At 44.1% G+C, this 16,937-nt stretch carries 15 protein-coding genes; 1 reads left to right on the top strand and 14 read right to left on the bottom strand.

Annotation, left to right across the window (positions count from 1 at the left end; genetic code table 11):
* Positions 1 to 5 precede the first annotated feature (5 nt).
* From B3O12_RS02385 to B3O12_RS02345, 9 genes are all read right to left on the bottom strand, one after another.
* Positions 6 to 455, bottom strand: coding sequence for a YybH family protein (locus B3O12_RS02385; protein ID WP_286755160.1), 450 nt, complete (start codon positions 453 to 455; stop codon positions 6 to 8).
* Positions 456 to 484: 29 nt separating this feature from the next.
* Positions 485 to 1,048, bottom strand: coding sequence for a DinB family protein (locus tag B3O12_RS02380; protein ID WP_189631525.1), 564 nt, complete (start codon positions 1,046 to 1,048; stop codon positions 485 to 487).
* A 59-nt stretch (positions 1,049 to 1,107) separates the two neighbouring features.
* Positions 1,108 to 1,689 carry a Crp/Fnr family transcriptional regulator gene (locus tag B3O12_RS02375; RefSeq protein ID WP_286755158.1) on the bottom strand — a complete coding sequence of 194 codons (582 nt, stop codon included), beginning with the start codon at positions 1,687 to 1,689 and terminating at the stop codon, positions 1,108 to 1,110.
* Between the two features lie 265 nt (positions 1,690 to 1,954).
* Positions 1,955 to 2,701, bottom strand: a complete 747-nt coding sequence (locus B3O12_RS02370; protein ID WP_189631523.1) for a sulfite exporter TauE/SafE family protein — start codon at positions 2,699 to 2,701, stop codon at positions 1,955 to 1,957.
* Positions 2,702 to 2,719: 18 nt separating this feature from the next.
* Complete coding sequence (locus tag B3O12_RS02365) at positions 2,720 to 4,177, bottom strand: M20/M25/M40 family metallo-hydrolase (RefSeq protein WP_286755156.1); 1,458 nt, start codon at positions 4,175 to 4,177, stop codon at positions 2,720 to 2,722.
* 69 nt (positions 4,178 to 4,246) lie between these two features.
* Positions 4,247 to 5,602, bottom strand: coding sequence for an MFS transporter (locus B3O12_RS02360; protein WP_286755155.1), 1,356 nt, complete (start codon positions 5,600 to 5,602; stop codon positions 4,247 to 4,249).
* A gap of 6 nt (positions 5,603 to 5,608) precedes the next feature.
* Positions 5,609 to 6,961, bottom strand: coding sequence for an alpha-amylase family glycosyl hydrolase (locus B3O12_RS02355; protein WP_286755154.1), 1,353 nt, complete (start codon positions 6,959 to 6,961; stop codon positions 5,609 to 5,611).
* Position 6,962: 1 nt separating this feature from the next.
* Positions 6,963 to 9,368: a glycoside hydrolase family 31 protein gene (locus B3O12_RS02350; protein WP_286755152.1), complete on the bottom strand. Its 2,406-nt coding sequence runs from the start codon at positions 9,366 to 9,368 to the stop codon at positions 6,963 to 6,965.
* Between the two features lie 130 nt (positions 9,369 to 9,498).
* Positions 9,499 to 10,542 (bottom strand): LacI family DNA-binding transcriptional regulator, encoded by a 1,044-nt coding sequence (locus tag B3O12_RS02345; protein WP_286743190.1) that lies wholly within the window; start codon positions 10,540 to 10,542, stop codon positions 9,499 to 9,501.
* Between the two features lie 390 nt (positions 10,543 to 10,932).
* Here B3O12_RS02345 and fbaA point away from each other — a divergent pair, with 390 nt between their 5' ends.
* Positions 10,933 to 11,997, top strand: a complete 1,065-nt coding sequence (gene fbaA / locus B3O12_RS02340; RefSeq protein ID WP_189631517.1) for a class II fructose-bisphosphate aldolase — start codon at positions 10,933 to 10,935, stop codon at positions 11,995 to 11,997.
* A gap of 93 nt (positions 11,998 to 12,090) precedes the next feature.
* Here fbaA and pfkA read toward each other — a convergent pair whose 3' ends face one another.
* The 5 genes from pfkA to B3O12_RS02315 all read right to left on the bottom strand — a co-directional run bounded on the left by pfkA (position 12,091) and on the right by B3O12_RS02315 (position 16,847).
* On the bottom strand, positions 12,091 to 13,074 hold the full coding sequence (gene pfkA, locus B3O12_RS02335) for a 6-phosphofructokinase (RefSeq protein ID WP_189631516.1): 984 nt from the start codon (positions 13,072 to 13,074) through the stop codon (positions 12,091 to 12,093).
* A 98-nt stretch (positions 13,075 to 13,172) separates the two neighbouring features.
* Positions 13,173 to 14,384 carry a DNA polymerase IV gene (gene dinB / locus B3O12_RS02330; protein ID WP_286755150.1) on the bottom strand — a complete coding sequence of 404 codons (1,212 nt, stop codon included), beginning with the start codon at positions 14,382 to 14,384 and terminating at the stop codon, positions 13,173 to 13,175.
* A 169-nt stretch (positions 14,385 to 14,553) separates the two neighbouring features.
* Positions 14,554 to 15,663 (bottom strand): 6-bladed beta-propeller, encoded by a 1,110-nt coding sequence (locus tag B3O12_RS02325; RefSeq protein WP_189631514.1) that lies wholly within the window; start codon positions 15,661 to 15,663, stop codon positions 14,554 to 14,556.
* Between the two features lie 77 nt (positions 15,664 to 15,740).
* A complete protein-coding gene (locus B3O12_RS02320; RefSeq protein WP_286755148.1) occupies positions 15,741 to 15,992 on the bottom strand; it encodes a hypothetical protein in 252 nt (83 codons plus the stop codon).
* A gap of 300 nt (positions 15,993 to 16,292) precedes the next feature.
* Positions 16,293 to 16,847, bottom strand: a complete 555-nt coding sequence (locus tag B3O12_RS02315; RefSeq protein WP_286755146.1) for a thioredoxin family protein — start codon at positions 16,845 to 16,847, stop codon at positions 16,293 to 16,295.
* Positions 16,848 to 16,937: the final 90 nt, after the last annotated feature.

Raw genomic sequence — 16,937 nt, 5'->3', positions numbered from 1 at the left:
GGCCACTAGTTTAAAGGGCTCCACATATCGGCCGACATACGCCATTGGCCATCGGCTTCTTTTCGCCAGGTAATTAAATATTGTCCTCTAAAAGAAATGGTGTCGGTGTTGTTGCGTACCGATTTGCCCTGATAGTAGCCATAGTCTTTGGCAAGGTTTCCGGAAAACTCGAGCTGCACGGGGGTGGCGGAGTGTTCAAGCACTCTTACTGAAGCCGGCAGCCGCCAGTAGTCGGTCACTTTTTCTTTTCCGCGAATCATTTCCCTATTCCCCGGCATAATTACCGCGTCTTGGGTGTAGAAGCTCATTTGCTGCTCCAGATTGCCGGCAACATAGGCTTGCGAAAAGGCTTTTGAAGCGGCAGCAATAGCTTCAAGCTCTGCCTCATAGCTGCTTTGGAAAGAGGAGCAGGCAAAGAGCAGCGGTAACAATGCCGTAAAAGCTATTCGTTTCATTGTGTTGAATGTAACGAATACTGATGGCTTTAGGCCACGGCACTTCGTATTCTTTTTATTTGCAGCAAGTGTCTTTCCGTATGGCCGAGTAAAAAGCGGAAGGCATCGCCCAATCTGAGTTTAACCAATGGACCCAGTGCCGTGGGCACCTTTACCTTGTTTAGGCTATAGTTTCTAGACTGATCCATAAGACCTATAAACGCACGGTGTATGCGAAAAAACTCATCGATGGTTTCCTGGGCATCAAGAGCTTTTTCCGGATCCATGCTCTTCATGGTTTTCATGGTGTTTTTAATCTCACCCGATTCCTTGGGCGTTATCATGCTAGTGAACCAGTTACCCTTCCAATGGCCCGAAAATACTTCGTCTTTTTGCTGAGGATACTTTTTAAAAGCTTTCTCAATATTCTCTACATAAATGCCATTGGCCAAGCTCAGGTGCTTTAGGCATTGCAAAATACTCCACTTGCCTGCTGCTTCCTGCGTGTTTAGCTCTTCGTATGAGAGATCTTGGGTTAGCGCTTCTACGTGGCTAAGTATGTCGTTTAATCGGTGAATGGATTGATTGACGAAATCTTCTGACCTGACCTTCATTGTTTTTCTTACAAAGTAACTACTGCCTGCTCTTTGGTGTCTTGATATAGATCAAGTTTTTACTGAGCCCATTTTTTTCGCATACGCGAAAAGGTTTCGGGTGTCATGCCCAAATAGGAAGCCAGGTGCTTTTGAGGCACAATCTGAATAATGTGAGGGCTCTGGCTCATTAGGCGTTCAAATTTCTCTTCTGCCGAGTCGGCCAGTAAACTGCGAATGAATATACCAAGTCCAAACATTACCTGCCGGTTGAACCGGAACGTCCATTCTTTGAGTATGGGGACTTTGGAGTAAAGCATTTCTAACTGATGGTAGCTTATTCGCACTCCGGAGCTGTCGGCCAGTGTTTCAAGACTCCAGTCAGACGGTCGTTGAAAAATGAAAGAGTCGTATACACCACTGTACTCTCCGTTGTAGGTAAAGCCCATGTTGTGTTCTGTTCCATTCTTCTCAAAAAAGCCTCTTATTAACCCCTCGTGTACATAGTAGAAGTATTTTTCCACCTGACCAACGGAAGTGATAACGGTATTTTTGTAGTAGTGAAAGGGCTTCCAACAAGTTCGTATTTGTTGCCACTCTTCTTCGTTTAGCGAAATGTATTGTTCAATACTTTTTCTTAAACCGGTGTAGACTTCTTCCATATTGGAAATTATTAAAATGGAATCATTTTTTACAGCTCTAAGTATGGCTAAGGAGGTGAAGTTCCATAAAAACTATGAAGAAGTCGAAGTTTATTCTGCCAGGAAACGAAAGCCGTAAAAATGCGACCGGGCTCAAATTCTTATATGTTTTTTTTAATCTGACCAAAGCTTTATTGCCTGGCAAACCCTCAGGTTTTTTGGGATGAAAAGAGAAACGCGCAACTATAAAAAAGTATAAGGTTGAACCTTATCTGGCCTCTGATGTCTATCCCAAAAACAGTTTGATTGCAAAAGCAATGGCCGTAACCATTACAAAATAGCGGATGTACTTTTCGTTTACCTTGGTGCTCCATCGGCTGGTGAGCCAACCTCCGGCACCATTTCCGGCAGCCAAAGCAAGTCCTAATTCCCAATTGATCAATCCCGAATAGATGAAAATCCCCAAGGCAGAAAGGGTGTATATCAACACGGTTAGCGACTTAATCATATTGATCTTGACCATACCATAGTTGTGAATAAAAGACATGGAGGCAATGATGAGATAGCCTACGCCTGCCTGAATGAACCCACCATAGATTCCGATAAAGAAGAAGGTGATGAGTCCGATGATTTTAGATTTTTTGGTGGTTTTAATTTGGTTGCCTGACTGCAGCTTTTTGCCAAACACCATGTAGGCCACAATAAATACAATGATAGCTGCCAAGATTCTATTAAAGGTTTCTCCTTTAATGTCTACAGCAACGTATGAGCCTAGGATGGCTCCAATAAAAGAGGTGGCACTGAGCCAAAGGTCGTATTTTTCGGCTTTCACTCCCTTAGAGTGGTAGCCTCTCCAAGACATCAGGCCGTTAAAGAAAACGCCTATTCTGTTAGTGGCATTGGCCACATTGGGAGGTAAATTCAGGAAAATAAGTGCAGGAAGGGTGAGTAATGAACCTCCTCCTGCAAGCGTATTGATGACCCCGGCCACAAGACCGACACCAAAAAGCAGGAGGATATTCAGTACGTCCATATCATTGAGTTCACTCAATTAATCATCCCATCTCCAGTCGCCACCGATCTGAAGCTTGAGCTTAAGATTATGTCTTTCTAAAAAAGCCTTGGTTTCAGCGTCCGTCAGCTTTTGAGCGGGAAGTGTATCGGCATCTGCCAAGGCATACAGCATCATGGAACTGAAGCGTACGTTATTCACCATATGCTCTTTGTTGACCAAATCAAAGTCGTCACAGTCTGAATGATAGCAACCATAAATGGCTCTATCTAGTCTGGAAGCAGGAGATGTGTAGGGAATTCCTTGCAACATAAACGGCTGGTGGTCGCTGTGGAGGCCTGCGCCATTGGAGACTACATTCTTATAAGTTGTAGAGTCAATGGCCATGATTTCTTTACCAATTTGCTTAAAGAAAGGCTCTGCTTCCGGTCTTCCGCCTGTTCCGAAACCGGCAGGGTTGCCAGACATGTCTTGGTTCATTATGTACTTAATCTGGTCGATTGTGCCATTTTCAATGGCTTGGTTTACCATATGCCTTGAACCTAAAAGGCCTTCTTCTTCACCCATAAACATCACAAACTGAACAGTTCTCTTTGGTTTAAGATTCAGTGCAGCAAAGGTTCGGGCCATGTCTAACACAGCAAATGAGCCAATGCCGTTGTCTATGGCTCCGGTGGCCAAATCCCAAGAGTCGAGGTGGCCGCCAACAATTACTTTTTCATTGGGCAATTCGCTGCCCTTAATTGTGGCTATTACATTTCTGGCTTTAATGAGTCCTGACTTGTTGGTCATTTTGATGGAAGCAAACTGACGGCTCTTTGTGAGCGTTTCTTTCAGTGCCAGTCCGTCTTCTTTGCCAATACAAACGGCCGGTATAGAAATTAGGCTGCCGGTTACCGAAGCAGTTCCGGTGAGTAAAACGCCACCATCTACCTGGTTGATAATGATGATGCCTATGGCCCCATGCTTTATGGCCAGGGCAGTTTTTTCGGATCGGTGTAGCCCGGGAGTGCCTTCAGGGCTGTTGGGTAAAGTGCCTATGTAAACAAGCGCAATTTTACCTTCTACGGCTCCCGGTTTTGCCTCATAGTCAGCGTCAACTCCGTTGCCCATGTCTACAATTTCAGCTGTTATCTCAGCTTCGACTGGCGAGTGTGCCAGGGTTACGGCAGGCATAGGTGCCAGGCTGCCTTGAGAACCAATCTGTACTTCAATATCTCCTCTGCTCCAAGACTCTACCTCAAAAGGCTGATACGCTACCTGAAGGCCGTAACTCTTCAAAAGGTTGTAGGTATATTCTTCTGCCTTGGCCCCTTCTTCAGAGCCTGTGAGTCGGTGGCCAATGGTTTTGGTGGCTTCTTCCAGCGTTTCATAGGCTCTGGAATTGGCCAAAACCTCTTCGTTTATTTTTTTAAAAACAGTGGCTTGATCATCTTTTTTTGGCGAACAGCCAGATACTACAGCAAGTGCAAAAAGTAGAATGATTGGTTTTTTCATTTGAATTAGCGTTGAGCGGTGAAGATAAAAAGAAAAAGCAGCCGTTGAGCTGCTTTTTAAATGATTGGTTTATGTGCTAAGCACCGGGTCGTCATTGTCTCTGACATATCGGAGGGAGAAGGCTGCCAAAAGCATGAATACTCCCGAGGTAACTATAGCATACATGGGGTTTCCACCATACAGATTTTTTACTATTGGCCCGCCTATAGTTGCATTGACAATCTGAGGGAATACTATAAAGAAATTAAAGAGCCCCATATAGATTCCCATTTTCTTGAGAGGAATTGAGCCTGCAAGAATGGCATAGGGCATGGCTAATATGCTTGCCCAGGCAATGCCAACTCCAAACATTGAACCAATAAGCCAGTACTTGTCTGGAGCGAAATACATGGATATTAATCCTAAGCCCCCAATAAAGAGTGACACCGCGTGTGTTTGCTTCCTGCCAATTTTTGCAGCAATTGAAGGAAGCAAGAAGGCGTAAATAGCCGATACTAAGTTGTAAACCCCGAAGATGATTCCAACCCAATCTCCGGCATTTTGATAGGCCTGAGAGGAGTTATCATCAACGGGCAACCCCCAAATATGATGAGCAATTGCAGGAGTGGTATAAACCCACATTCCGAATAGGGCGAACCAAGAAAAGAATTGAACCAGCCCCAACTGCTTCATAGTAGTTGGCATGCTGGCAATGTCTTTAGCAATCTGACTCATGCCTTTACCTTCGGTCGGGGAGGCAATAGATTTTTCGAATTCTTCTTCGAATACAGCTGTTTCTTCAGGCGTATATTCTTTGGTTGTAATTACAGTAATTAATATGGTTGCAATAAGTACCACCGCTCCGCAAACAAAGGAAATGATTAAACTGGGTGGTACTGAGCCCGGTTCTGCGGTATTGGCAACACCAAACCAATTGGTGACGGCCCAGGGCAACCACGAACCAATCACGGCTCCAATACCAATGAGCACTGTTTGAATGCTAAAACCCAATGTGGTTTGGTCGCCCGGGAGTTTGTCGGCCACCAAAGCCCGGAAAGGTTCCATGGCAATGTTAAAGCTGGCGTCCATAATCATTAAAAAACCTGCACCAACCCAAAGAGCAGGGAGGAAGGCAATGAACATATCTGCCTGCGGCATAAGAATTAGACCCACGGAGGCTAAAAGGGCACCTGCCAAAAAGTATGGTCTTCTTCTGCCAAGCCGGGTCCAGGTTTTGTCGCTGTAATGGCCAATAATAGGCTGTACGATCATTCCGGTCAGAGGGGCTACAATCCAGAACCAGGATAGTTCTTCTACATTAGCTCCAAAAATCTGTAGAATTCTACTGGCGTTGGCGTTTTGCAAGGCAAAGCCCATCTGAATTCCCAGAAACCCGAAACTCATGTTCCAGATTTGGATAAAACTTAAGCGAGGTTTGATGGCCATAATTATCTATTTAGCAAATACTTTAAATCCGTTGGGTGGCAGCGAAAGCTCACCGGAAACTACTGTTTCTATATTGTCCACTACATTGCGCATTGCCCCCAACTCTTCTTCGAAAGTAAGCGTTATGGGTTGGCCCTGAATGTTAATGAATACCACTACCTCATGCTCTCTTTTTTTTCTCTTATAGGCCAATACACTTTCGTTTGCCGATGTTTCTATCCACTCCAGGCTTCCGCCAAACTCTCCATTCCACAGGGCAGGGTTATCTTCCTTTAGTTGGAACAGGGTTTTATATAGATTGGAGAAAACATATCCACCAGACCAATCAATACTATCTTTCTCGAAGAATTCCAGTCGCTTCGTATTATTGGCCTCTTGCCCCGAGTAGACTAGCGGCATGCCATAAGTGGTGGCTGCAAAAACAAACCATGCCTCCTGTCCCTCACCAAAGAATTCTTCGGCCGTACCGTTCCATGAATTTTCATCGTGGTTGGTAATAATATTCATTTTATAATAGCCTTTGGGATAGCGTTCAAAGTCTTTTTTGTACATGGCTTTAATGGCCTCAGGGCTTTCTTCACCGCTCGCAACTCTGCGCATCAGGTGCATCAACTCCCAGGAGTAAGTCATGTCAAAGGCTTCCTCGTGGAGTTCCGGTTCTTCTCCCTCGGCAAGCATAAATACAGGCTTAATGGCATCTAGCTCTGCTCTCACGGTGTTCCAGAAGTCAATGGGTACCATACCGGCCACATCACAGCGGTAGCCATCAATGTCGAATTCGCTGACCCAGTATTTCATGGCATTGAGCATTTCTTTCCTCAGCTCCTCATTGTTATAGTCCAGATCTATTACGTCCTCCCAATCAGCAACGGGCGGCTGAAATTCACCACTTTCTGTTCGGTTGTAGTATTCAGGGTGTGTCTCTGTCCATGAATGATCCCAGGCTGTATGGTTGGCCACCCAGTCGATAATCACCTTCATGTCATGGGCGTGAATGGTGTTAACCAGATGTCGAAACTCTTCTTCGGTTCCAAACTCGGGGTTTATGGCTGTGTAGTCTTTTATGGAGTAGTAGCTTCCCAGACTGCCTTTTCTGTTTTTTGCTCCAATGGGGTGAATGGGCATTAGCCAAACTATGTCTATCCCCATAGCCTTCAGGCGAGGTATTTCTTTGGCAAAGGCATTGAAGGTGCCCTCGGGGGTATGTTGCCTTATGTTGGCTTCATAAATTACGGCCGTTTTGCTCCACTCCGGATGCTTCACTCTCGCTGCGTGATCTTCCGGCCGATTGGTTTTTTCATTTCCCCCGCAAGCCAATAGAATTAGCGATAGGCTTGCAAAAAATGCTTTCAGTCTCATGCTATTTCCAGTTAAGATTAATCTCTTCTTGCGTAAACGGTATTTCCAATGTCTTTACTCCTTTGCTCCAGTAATCGCGTTTGGGCCGTTGTGGCAATGGATCAAACTCTGTAATAGGTGCCAGTAGCTGAAGGTCTTCCACATGGAAAGTTACCGATTCGCCATTGATTTCAAAGGAGTTAGCTTCAAAACCATGAAGGTGTATTTTGAGGCTGTGGAATTCAGAAGTATAACTTCCTTCCTGTTTGGCAACCTGCAGTGTACCCATTTTTCCATTAAAGTAAATTTCGCGTTTGCAGTACTGGCCCTGCTCAAAGTTGTAAGTAGAGCCATCGTCTTCATAGTACGTTTGATGAGTCTCTACTTCTCCAAAATAGAGGTGCAGCTTGAGTATACCATCCGTTTTTTCCTGAGTGGTTTGAACCACATTTTGCAAAGGAATGATGGCTCCCTCTTTGGCAAATACCGGCAGGTCTTCCATCTGGGTTTCTACCAGTATATGGCAACCTCCTTCATGAAGTTCGTCTGTAAAGAAGTTATACCATTTGCCTTGAGGCAGGTAAATTTTGGAATACTCTTGTGTAGTGGTGGTTGGGCAAACCAATAACCACTGCCCCAGCGTAAACTCATTTTGAGCGTTGCCCTGATAAATGTTTTGGTCGTTGTAATAGTCTACGGCCAACGATCGGTTAATGGGGTTGCCCTTGTGGTGTGCCTCAAAAAACAGACTGTACAAATAAGGCATAAGCTGGTAGCGTAGGTTGATATAGTTTCTGGAAATTTCTTCTACTTCCTCTCCGTAGGCCCAGGGCTCGGAGTCTCTTACATTAACCATGCTGTGTACTCTAAAAAATGGAGCAAAAGTGGCTACCGCCAACCAGCGGGCAAATAGCGCTGGGGCCGATTCGCCCACAAAACCGCCCACATCGTAACCGGAAACGGGTATTCCTGTCATACCAAGGCTATTCACCAACCGAACTCCCAATAGCATGTCTTCATCGCCAGCCACGTTGTCTCCTGTCCACACAGCCGAATAGCGCTGCACTCCGGCAAACCCTGCCCGTGTGAGTGTAAAGGGTCTTTTGTTGTTCAGTTGTTTTTTGGCTCCTTCAAAAGTTGCCCGCACCATTTGAAAGCCATAGATATTTCTGGCCTTTTTGTGACTTGCCGTTTGGCCTTCGTAGTCAAACTCAATGAGGTTGGGAATGTCTTGTCCCCAACAGGCCGGTTCGTTCATGTCGTTCCAAAAACCTTCCAGCCCCTTATCGGTGTAAAACTTGAGCTCATCGGCCCACCAATCACGACCTTCCTTAGCTGTAAAGTCAGTAAAATGGCTGTTGCCTGGCCATACGCTAGCCTCAAAACGGCTGCCATCGGGGTATTTTACAAATATGTCTTTTTCAACTCCCCGGTCGTAGGTGCCATAGCCCGGTTGTGTAGCTATACCCGGATCTAAAATTACCACCACCTTAAAGCCCTGGGCCTCCAGTTTCTCTATGAGCCTCTTAGGATCGGGAAATCGATTTTTATCGAAGGTAAAGGCCTTGTAGTCTTCCATGTAGTGGATGTCCAGATAAATAACATCGGCCGGAATACGCTTTTTTCTAAACGTATCAGCCACCGTATATACCTCATGATCCGGGTAGTAGCTGTAACGGCATTGCTGAAAGCCAAGGCTCCATTTTGGAGGAAGTTGTGACGTGCCGGTGAGCCGCGCATATTCTTGAATTACTTCTAAAACGGTATCGCCCTGAATAAAATAGTAGTTCAGGTCACCGGCTTCGGCTCCAAAGTAGCTAAATCGGTTGTTGTTGGAAGCTCCAAAATTGAAATGGGTTTTGTGGGTGTTGTCAAAGAAGATACCGTAGGGCTGACCTTCTCTGATGCCAATATAGAATGGGGCTGACAAATAGAGCGGGTCGGTGTCATTGCCAAATGCAAAGGCATCGGAGTTCCAGTTTACAAATGAAGATCCGCGCCTGTTCAGCCCTCCTCCCTTTTCGCCTAGTCCTAGAAAAACCTCATTAGGGCTCAGGGTTTTATAGTTGGTCACCTCATGCCCTAACCAGCTAATACCAAAGGCAGGGTCGTCCTCATTCAGTATTTGTCCGTGGTTGTTTTTAAAGCACAACCTAAGCGGAGAACGCTTAATTTCCAGTTGAATATCAGCCGTCTTTAGCGTCAGGCTCTGGTCTGTTTCTTTAGCATCAATGCTCACCTTTTGAGGAGGCAGAACTACTGAAAAAGGGTTTTCATCGAAAGCCTCGTGTTTGGAAGCCTGAATGCGGCAAATTTTGCTGGTGTAAAACTTTATACTGAATTGCTTATTTCCTGCAAGGCCGGACAATCCGTTTTCTTGCCACGAAAAATGCTGAATGGTTCCTATGGACTCGTTTCTCAAATTCATTGGGATTTGGGGTTGGAGGGGCAATAGCTTGCTTCTCTATTGCACAATTGTAATGTGAAAATAGTGTTTTTGAGAGGTGGTTTAATGGAGAACGGGCAGAAATGCTGTCACAAACGTTTGCATGGACGGTTTATGGCATGGCTGCCTTAACCGTCTTTCTGTCAGACGATTCGCGAACAATAAGCTCAGTGTCGAGAATTCTTATAATACTTTTGCCGTTAGAAGACTCATTGATCTCCTGAAAAATTAGCTTGGCTGCTTCGCGCCCCATTTCATAGCCGGGTTGGGCGACACTGCTAAGCGTGGGGTGAATGAGTGAAGAAAACTGCCAGTTGCTAAAGCCTACAATGGCCACTTCTTCCGGAATTCGGATGTTGGCTTTTTTTACGGCCTTTAGTGCACCCAGTGCGGCCATGTCGTTGCTGGCAAATACTCCATCTATTTTCTTTCCAGATGCCAACAGCTGAGTCATTGCGCTTTCGGCTTCTTGCTCGGTGCCATTGCGGCATTCAATAATATTGTCTTCGTTGATAGGTATTTCGTAATCTTCCAGAGCACTTATGTATCCTTCTTTGCGCTTTCGGCCAATAATTAAATTGCTGGGGCCTGAGAGGTGCACAATGTGGCGACAGCCTTGTTCAATGAGGTGTTCTACCGCATCGTAAGCACCCTGATAGTCGTCTACAATAACCGATGAGGCATTCATGCCTTCTACCAGTCGGTCGAAAAACACCATAGGAGTGCCCTCACTCACTACTTTTTTGAGGTGTTCCAGGTCGGAAGTTTCTCTGGAAATAGAAACCAGTAAGCCATCTACGCGGGCGCTCATGAGGGCGTCAATGCTGTCGGCTTCCCGTTCGTAGTTTTCGTTCGATTGGCAGATCATTACGTTGTAGCCCTCTTTCATGGCTTCATCTTCGATGCCGCTAATGACCGTGGAAAAGAAAAAGTGGACAGTCTCGGGTATAATTACACCTATTACATTGGTGCGTTGGTTTCTTAGGCTTAGGGCAATGGAGTTGGGCCTGTAGTTGTATTTGTTGGCCAGTTCGGTAACGGCCTTTTTTGTGCTGGGGCTTATGCCCGGAAAGTCTTTCAATGCTCTGGAAACAGTAGAACAAGAAATGTTGAGTTCCTTGGCAATATCCTTAATGGTAACCTGTCCCTTCTTCATGGAGGCCTTCTTCAAACAGACTTTGGAATGGACTCTTAAATAAGTTTATATGTTTTGAATAATCTAGTTTTTGCAAAATTTTTTCAAAAAATGTATTGTGCGAATTTGAGCAAATTTGGCTATTTCAATCGTTTGCAGAATATTCATAGGTAGTTAGGGCTCAATGGGTTAGATTGACTAATTATAGATTAATGCCTACTTTGGTTCCCTGACAGAGCACTTTCTGAGATGAACTGTCAGTAATTTCCTCCATTTCTATTATAGTTTACTTTACTTATAGCGCAAACCTTTGCGCTATAAGTGTTTTATACCATTTCTGTTAAGAGGTTTAAGTTTTAACTTCACAATTGTTTTCTTTGCATCACTTTTAAAAACATAATCAAATTCGAAATGGGAAAATTCAGAAGCGGGGTGCTGTACGGTCAGGAGTTGAAAGACTGTCTCAGCTATGCTAAGGAAAATGAATTTGCACTACCGGCCGTTAACGTAGTGGGTACCAATAGCATCAATGCAGTATTGGAAACCGCCAAACGAGTTAACTCCCCGGTAATTATTCAGTTTTCTAATGGCGGAGCCTCTTTTTATGCTGGTAAATCACTTTCTAACGATGGGCAAAACGCGGCTATTCAGGGAGCTATATCCGGAGCAATGCATGTGCATTTGATGGCCGAGCACTATGGTGTGCCTGTGATTTTGCATACTGACCACTGTGCTAAGAAGCTTCTCCCATGGATTGACGGACTGCTGGAAGCCGGCAAGAACTATTATGCCAAAAACGGGCAGCCGCTCTTTAGTACTCACATGCTCGACCTTTCTGAAGAACCACTTCATGAAAACATTGAAATTAGTGCTGAGTACTTCAAGAAAATGGCTCCACTTGGTATGGGTATTGAAATAGAGCTCGGTATTACCGGTGGTGAAGAAGACGGAGTAGATAATACCGATGTAGATTCATCGCGCTTGTATACTCAGCCAGAAGAAGTAGCCGAAGCATGGGACGCGATGCGCAAGATTGGTGATATTTTCACTGTAGCGGCTTCGTTTGGCAACGTGCATGGGGTGTATAAGCCCGGTAATGTGGAGCTAAGACCTGAAATATTGAAAAACTCTCAGGAGTTTATTCAGAAGAAATTTGGCACGGAAGAAAAGCCCGTATACTTCGTGTTCCACGGAGGGTCTGGTTCTGAGCCGGAAAAGATTAAAGAAGCTACTTCATATGGTTCCATAAAAATGAATATCGATACGGATGTACAGTGGGCTATGTGGGATGGTATTCATTCTTACTACAAAGAGAAGAAAGATTATCTGCAGGGGCAAATTGGTAACCCTGATGGTGAAGACTCTCCGAACAAAAAATACTACGACCCACGGGTTTGGTTAAGAAAAGGAGAGGAGTCTGTAGTGAAGCGCCTGGAAAGAGCTTTCGATGAGTTGAATGCTATTGGCAGAAACTAATAGGCCGAACAGGCAGATTAGATAAACGAATTAATCTTGGTTGGGGCGATGTTTGAGTTGATCGGACATCGCCCATTTTTTTGTAGCATGTGGTTAGATGGAGAGTATTTTAGCTATACGAAACTCCTCATCGTCCAGTCGCTTAATAGTCTTTATGGCTTCTCCTATTGGAGTATAGGCAATGCGGTTGTTAATAATGCCCACCATAACGTTGGACTGACCATTGCGAAGCCCTTCCACTGCGGCTACTCCCATGCGGCTGGCCAGTACTCGGTCTAAGGTAGTGGGGGTGCCCCCTCTTTGCAAGTGCCCCAGTACGGTAACCCGAATGTCAAAGTAGTCGAGTTGTTCTTTTACCTTGGCGGCTATCTCATAGGAGCTACCCAGGTGGCAGCCTTCGGCTACTATTACCACGTTAGAAGCTTTTTGGTTTGCAGCTCCTTTTCTTAGTCGATTAATGAGTGCCTCAATGCTCCAATTGTGCTCAGGTACAATCATGGCCACGGCACCACCGCCAATGGCAGAGTTGAGGGCAATGAACCCGGCATCGCGGCCCATTACTTCTACAAAGAAGAGGCGCTCGTGCGAAGAAGCTGTGTCTCTTATTTTATCAATAGCTTCGCGGGCCGTATTACAGGCCGTGTCGAACCCAATGGTAAAGTCGGTACCGGAGAGGTCGTTGTCTATGGTTCCGGGTATCCCAATTACCGGTACATTAAACTCTTGAGAGAAGATGTCGGCTCCGGTAAACGACCCGTCTCCGCCAATCACCACCAGAGCATCTAAGCCATTGGCTTTAAAATGTTCATAGGCTTGCTTACGGCCTTCTTTTGTACGAAACTCTTTGCTTCTGGCCGAGAGCAAAAAAGTACCTCCACGGCTAAGAATGTTTGAAACAGACCTTACATAGAGCTGTTCCATATTGCCTTTAATAAGGCCATCGTAGCCTTTGTATATGCCAAAAACTTCTATGTCGTAATAAATACAGGCTCTTACTACTGCTCTTACAGCAGCATTCATTCCGGGAGCATCGCCCCCACTGGTAAGTACCCCTATCTTTTTAATTTCAGTGGTCATGTTGCGTTAAGTATAATCAAAAATACTCTTTTCGGTGCGAACGGGATGCTATGCATGAGCCTATTCCACTGCAAACGATTGAAGGAGGTTGGGTTTAATCATTGCCGCCTGTTGGCCAGCAAAGGTGGAGGTTCTCCGGTAAATGGGTTAAAACGACTAATGGTTTTGGCTTCCATGCCATAAGCTCTCAAAACACTTCGGTCGCCATACTTATCCCTTATTTTATCCATGGCATGGTAGAGGTTAATCATTTCTTCAGAATCATCGAACAGGTTGATTTGTAGTCCTCCTTCTACCAGGCGGCTAAACCGAACACCAATGAGCCGAACTAGTAGTCGTTTTTGGTAGAGTTTTTCAAAAAGTTCAAGGGTTTTAGGAATGAGTATGTGGTCGGCAGAAGTGTAAGGAATACGCGATTGTAAGGTGTAGGTGTTAAAGTCGGAGTAACGCACTTTTACCGTTACGCAGGCGGTGAGCTTAAGGCCTCTTCTGAGTTGGAAAGCCAGATTTTCGGCCATGGCAGTAAGTATGCCTCTCAGCTTGTATACGTCAATGGTATCACGATCAAAGGTTCTTTCTGTAGAAATAGATTTCCGCTCGCTGTAGGGTATTACAGGCGAAGTGTCCACTCCATTGGCTTTTTTCCAAATGCTTATACCATTTTGGCCCAAAACCTTTTCCATAAGTTCTACAGGCATTTCCTGAATGGTTTGAATGCGTTTAACCCCCAAGCCATAAAGGGTAATTTGAGTCTTTTGACCTACCATGGGAATTTTACTGATGGAAAGCGGGGCTAGAAAGGTTTTTTCTTTGCCATAGTCTATGCGCAACTGATTGTTGGGCTTGGCTTCTCCGGTGGCAATCTTAGAGACCGTTTTGTTTTTGGAGAGGCCAAAAGAAATAGGAAGGCCTGTTTCTTTAATAATTCGTTTTCGTAGCTCCGTAGACATCTGGTAGCTGTTGAAAAAACGATCCATCCCGGTAAGGTCGGCATAGAATTCATCGATAGAGGTTTTTTCGTAAAGAGGTACCGTTTCTTTGATGATCTCCGTCACCATTTCGGAGTATTTGGTGTAGGTGCCTGAGTTGCCTCTAATCTGAATGGCATCGGGGCAAAGCTCTTTGGCGCGTTTCATGGGCATGGCAGAATGAACACCGTAAGCCCGGGCTTCATAGCTACATGAGGCTACTACACCACGATCGCTCGTACCCCCAATGAGCACGGGCTTACCCATTAGGCGACTGTCTAGCAGCCGCTCCACCGACACAAAAAAAGTGTCCAGGTCAAGATGTAATATGGTATTCTCCACGCTTTAGGTTGTTACGGACTTATCACACAAAGCTAATTATTTTAGTTTACTAAATAATTTAGCTTACGTAGAAAAATTTAGCCGTCAACCACCCGACTTTCGGTCGTATCATCATGTAGCCTGCTTGTTTTTTCGGGAAGGCTACAGGTGTAGTTTGGGCGAACACGAATTACTTCAATTTGTATCTTATCAAATATTTAAAGTTCTCCAGACCAAGTTTGTCTTTAAAATCACTAAAAATTGAAGGTATGTTCTCGGGTTTGCCTTCAGGAAAGTATGATATCCAGCGATACTCGGGTATTGAATAGTGGAAACCATTTGAACCAATCCCGGCTGGTTTAGATATAAAGTATACCAATCCTTTAGGTAGAATTGAATCCTCAATATATGCGACCTTGGTTTTTACATCAGCCATTCCATGTCTCAGCCTTTTATTTTTGACAAATGAGAAGCGTATAAAATTGTCTTTTACGCTTTTGATATCTGTTATATAGTCATATTCGTGTCGGATGTTCGTGAGGTTAGGGTCGTTAATTTTCCCAAGCCAAGGGTTGGGAAGTACTTTTAACTTTAATACCTGTTTTACATGGAGGTTATTGTCTAGTTGATACAATGTATCCGATAAAGGTTTCTGAAAATAGAATGTGGATGGGGAGTCGTAGTTTGGAGCTATACCTCCAGAGTAACCTATTAGTGATGGCATATCTACTGTATAATTTGCTCCCATCTTTTTAGGAGTGCCATCAAGTCCCCAAACTATTAAATTTGGTTTTTCAGGAAAAATAGAATTGTAGTTAGAATAGGTAACAAAGTTTTCTTTTAATGCGACCATACCTAAAAGACGGTCATTTAGTTTTACCTTTTCTATAAACTCTCCGTTTAAAGTGAATTTTAATATCGCCATATCAAAATGAGAGAGTACCACTATTTGGTTGTCAACAAGTGCAATATTGGTAATTGAGTGGTACTCCTGTGGTCCTGGCCCTTGTTTACCAAAAGAGAAAAGGTAATCGAGTTTTAAATTATATACCTTAATGTCGTTGTTAATGTCATCTAAAACATAGACAAAATTGTCATTGACGATAACATCTTTAATCCTTCCTATGAACGGAGTGTCAGGGAAGGCAACTAGCTCGATTGAATGATATATTTTAGTTAAATCTAGCTCGGATTGTGAAACCTCTATTTCTGAAAAAGGAATGTCACCTAATACCTCCTCCCTACTTTTGGAGTGGCACGAATAGATAGCGAACAAGAGAATAAAAAATAGATACTTCAAGTGATGGAAATTGATATGTGTGCTGTTGAAAAAACTATAATAGAATAAATAAAAGAAGACTTTTAATAAGTATGGCCTTATGTAAGGAAAAGAGAACACTCAGGTTGAACTTCTGTTAGTCCTTCAGGACATGTTGTGTTGTCAACACATCTTTCGTTACCCAATACACAGTTACTAGAGCTAGTCAGAATTGCACCTGTGTCATTATAACAATCCATATCTACTTTGGTAAAGCCGCCATTAGAAGATTTTACCCCGTAAGGGTTTATAGCTATAGTTACAATAGCTATACCTATAACGATTAAGAATGAAGATAATAGTTTTTTCATTGTATTAGTGTCTAACTACAAATAGGTGGAAAAATATTATTATCAATCCGTTGGGTGAAATTAAGTTATAGGGTTACCCATTTAGATCGTATTTATTAGATTCCGGTATACTAGACACAAGCTGTGCCCTCACAGCGTTTTTTTACAACCATTTGTGAAGACACAAATGGAGGCATGGTTACTAAATAGCTTAGCTTCTATAGAAAAATCTTAGGATTGAAGCGAAGGAATAAAGATTGCCTGAAGGTGTTGTCGGCCTAAGCCTGCCTGCCGACAGGCCGGCTCAGGGAGAGAGCAGAATTATTTCCACTTAATATTACAGCCCAGACTTGGGATTTGTGGAGCAGAAACAGGCTTGCCTTCCAGTATTTCGTCTAAAGCAGCTCGCAGGTCCTTGCCGGTTACAGGTTTGCCATTGCCGGGGCGAGAATCGTCCAGTTGGCCACGATAAGCACATTTTAAGTCTGCATCAAAAACATAGAAGTCGGGGGTGCATGCTGCATCATAAGCTTTGGCTACCTCCTGGGTTTCATCGTAGAGATAGGGAAATGTATAGCCAACTTTTTCTGCTTCTTCCTTCATTAACTCAGGAGAGTCTTGCGGGTAGTTTTCTACATCATTCGAACTGATGGCTATAAACGAGACTCCTTTTGTCTGGTAGTCTTTTGCCAGCGATACTATGCCCTCGTCTACATGTTTCACAAATGGGCAATGATTGCAAATGAACATAATTACCGTTGCCTTGTCTGACTTGAGTTCAGCCAGGCTTAGGCTTTTTCCTGAGATGGTGTCCGGAAGTTTAAAGTCGGGGGCCGGAGTGCCCAGTGGTAGCATATTGGAAGGTGTTCGTGCCATAGCTTAGTTATTCAGTTATTGATTAATTGATAGGGTTACTCATTTAGATCGCATTTGTTAGATCCGGTATACTAGCCACAAGCTGTGTCC

The organism is Roseivirga sp. UBA838 (assembly GCF_002296035.1).
Classification (GTDB): Bacteria; Bacteroidota; Bacteroidia; order Cytophagales; family Cyclobacteriaceae; genus Roseivirga; species Roseivirga thermotolerans.
The sequence above is the reverse complement of the archived record's forward strand: the minus strand, read 5'-3'. Positions and strand labels throughout refer to the sequence as shown.

What these genes read in the sequence shown, in the direction of transcription:
- B3O12_RS02375 (WP_286755158.1), bottom strand. Translation starts at nt 1,689, where the DNA reads ATGGAAGAAGTCTACACCGGTTTAAGAAAAAGTATTGAACAATACATT.
- pfkA (WP_189631516.1), bottom strand. Translation starts at nt 13,074, where the DNA reads ATGACCACTGAAATTAAAAAGATAGGGGTACTTACCAGTGGGGGCGAT.
- B3O12_RS02365 (WP_286755156.1), bottom strand. Translation starts at nt 4,177, where the DNA reads ATGAAAAAACCAATCATTCTACTTTTTGCACTTGCTGTAGTATCTGGC.
- B3O12_RS02355 (WP_286755154.1), bottom strand. Translation starts at nt 6,961, where the DNA reads ATGAGACTGAAAGCATTTTTTGCAAGCCTATCGCTAATTCTATTGGCT.
- B3O12_RS02350 (WP_286755152.1), bottom strand. Translation starts at nt 9,368, where the DNA reads ATGAATTTGAGAAACGAGTCCATAGGAACCATTCAGCATTTTTCGTGG.
- B3O12_RS02345 (WP_286743190.1), bottom strand. Translation starts at nt 10,542, where the DNA reads ATGAAGAAGGGACAGGTTACCATTAAGGATATTGCCAAGGAACTCAAC.
- B3O12_RS02380 (WP_189631525.1), bottom strand. Translation starts at nt 1,048, where the DNA reads ATGAAGGTCAGGTCAGAAGATTTCGTCAATCAATCCATTCACCGATTA.
- B3O12_RS02360 (WP_286755155.1), bottom strand. Translation starts at nt 5,602, where the DNA reads ATGGCCATCAAACCTCGCTTAAGTTTTATCCAAATCTGGAACATGAGT.
- fbaA (WP_189631517.1), top strand. Translation starts at nt 10,933, where the DNA reads ATGGGAAAATTCAGAAGCGGGGTGCTGTACGGTCAGGAGTTGAAAGAC.
- B3O12_RS02385 (WP_286755160.1), bottom strand. Translation starts at nt 455, where the DNA reads ATGAAACGAATAGCTTTTACGGCATTGTTACCGCTGCTCTTTGCCTGC.
- B3O12_RS02320 (WP_286755148.1), bottom strand. Translation starts at nt 15,992, where the DNA reads ATGAAAAAACTATTATCTTCATTCTTAATCGTTATAGGTATAGCTATT.
- B3O12_RS02370 (WP_189631523.1), bottom strand. Translation starts at nt 2,701, where the DNA reads ATGGACGTACTGAATATCCTCCTGCTTTTTGGTGTCGGTCTTGTGGCC.
- B3O12_RS02315 (WP_286755146.1), bottom strand. Translation starts at nt 16,847, where the DNA reads ATGGCACGAACACCTTCCAATATGCTACCACTGGGCACTCCGGCCCCC.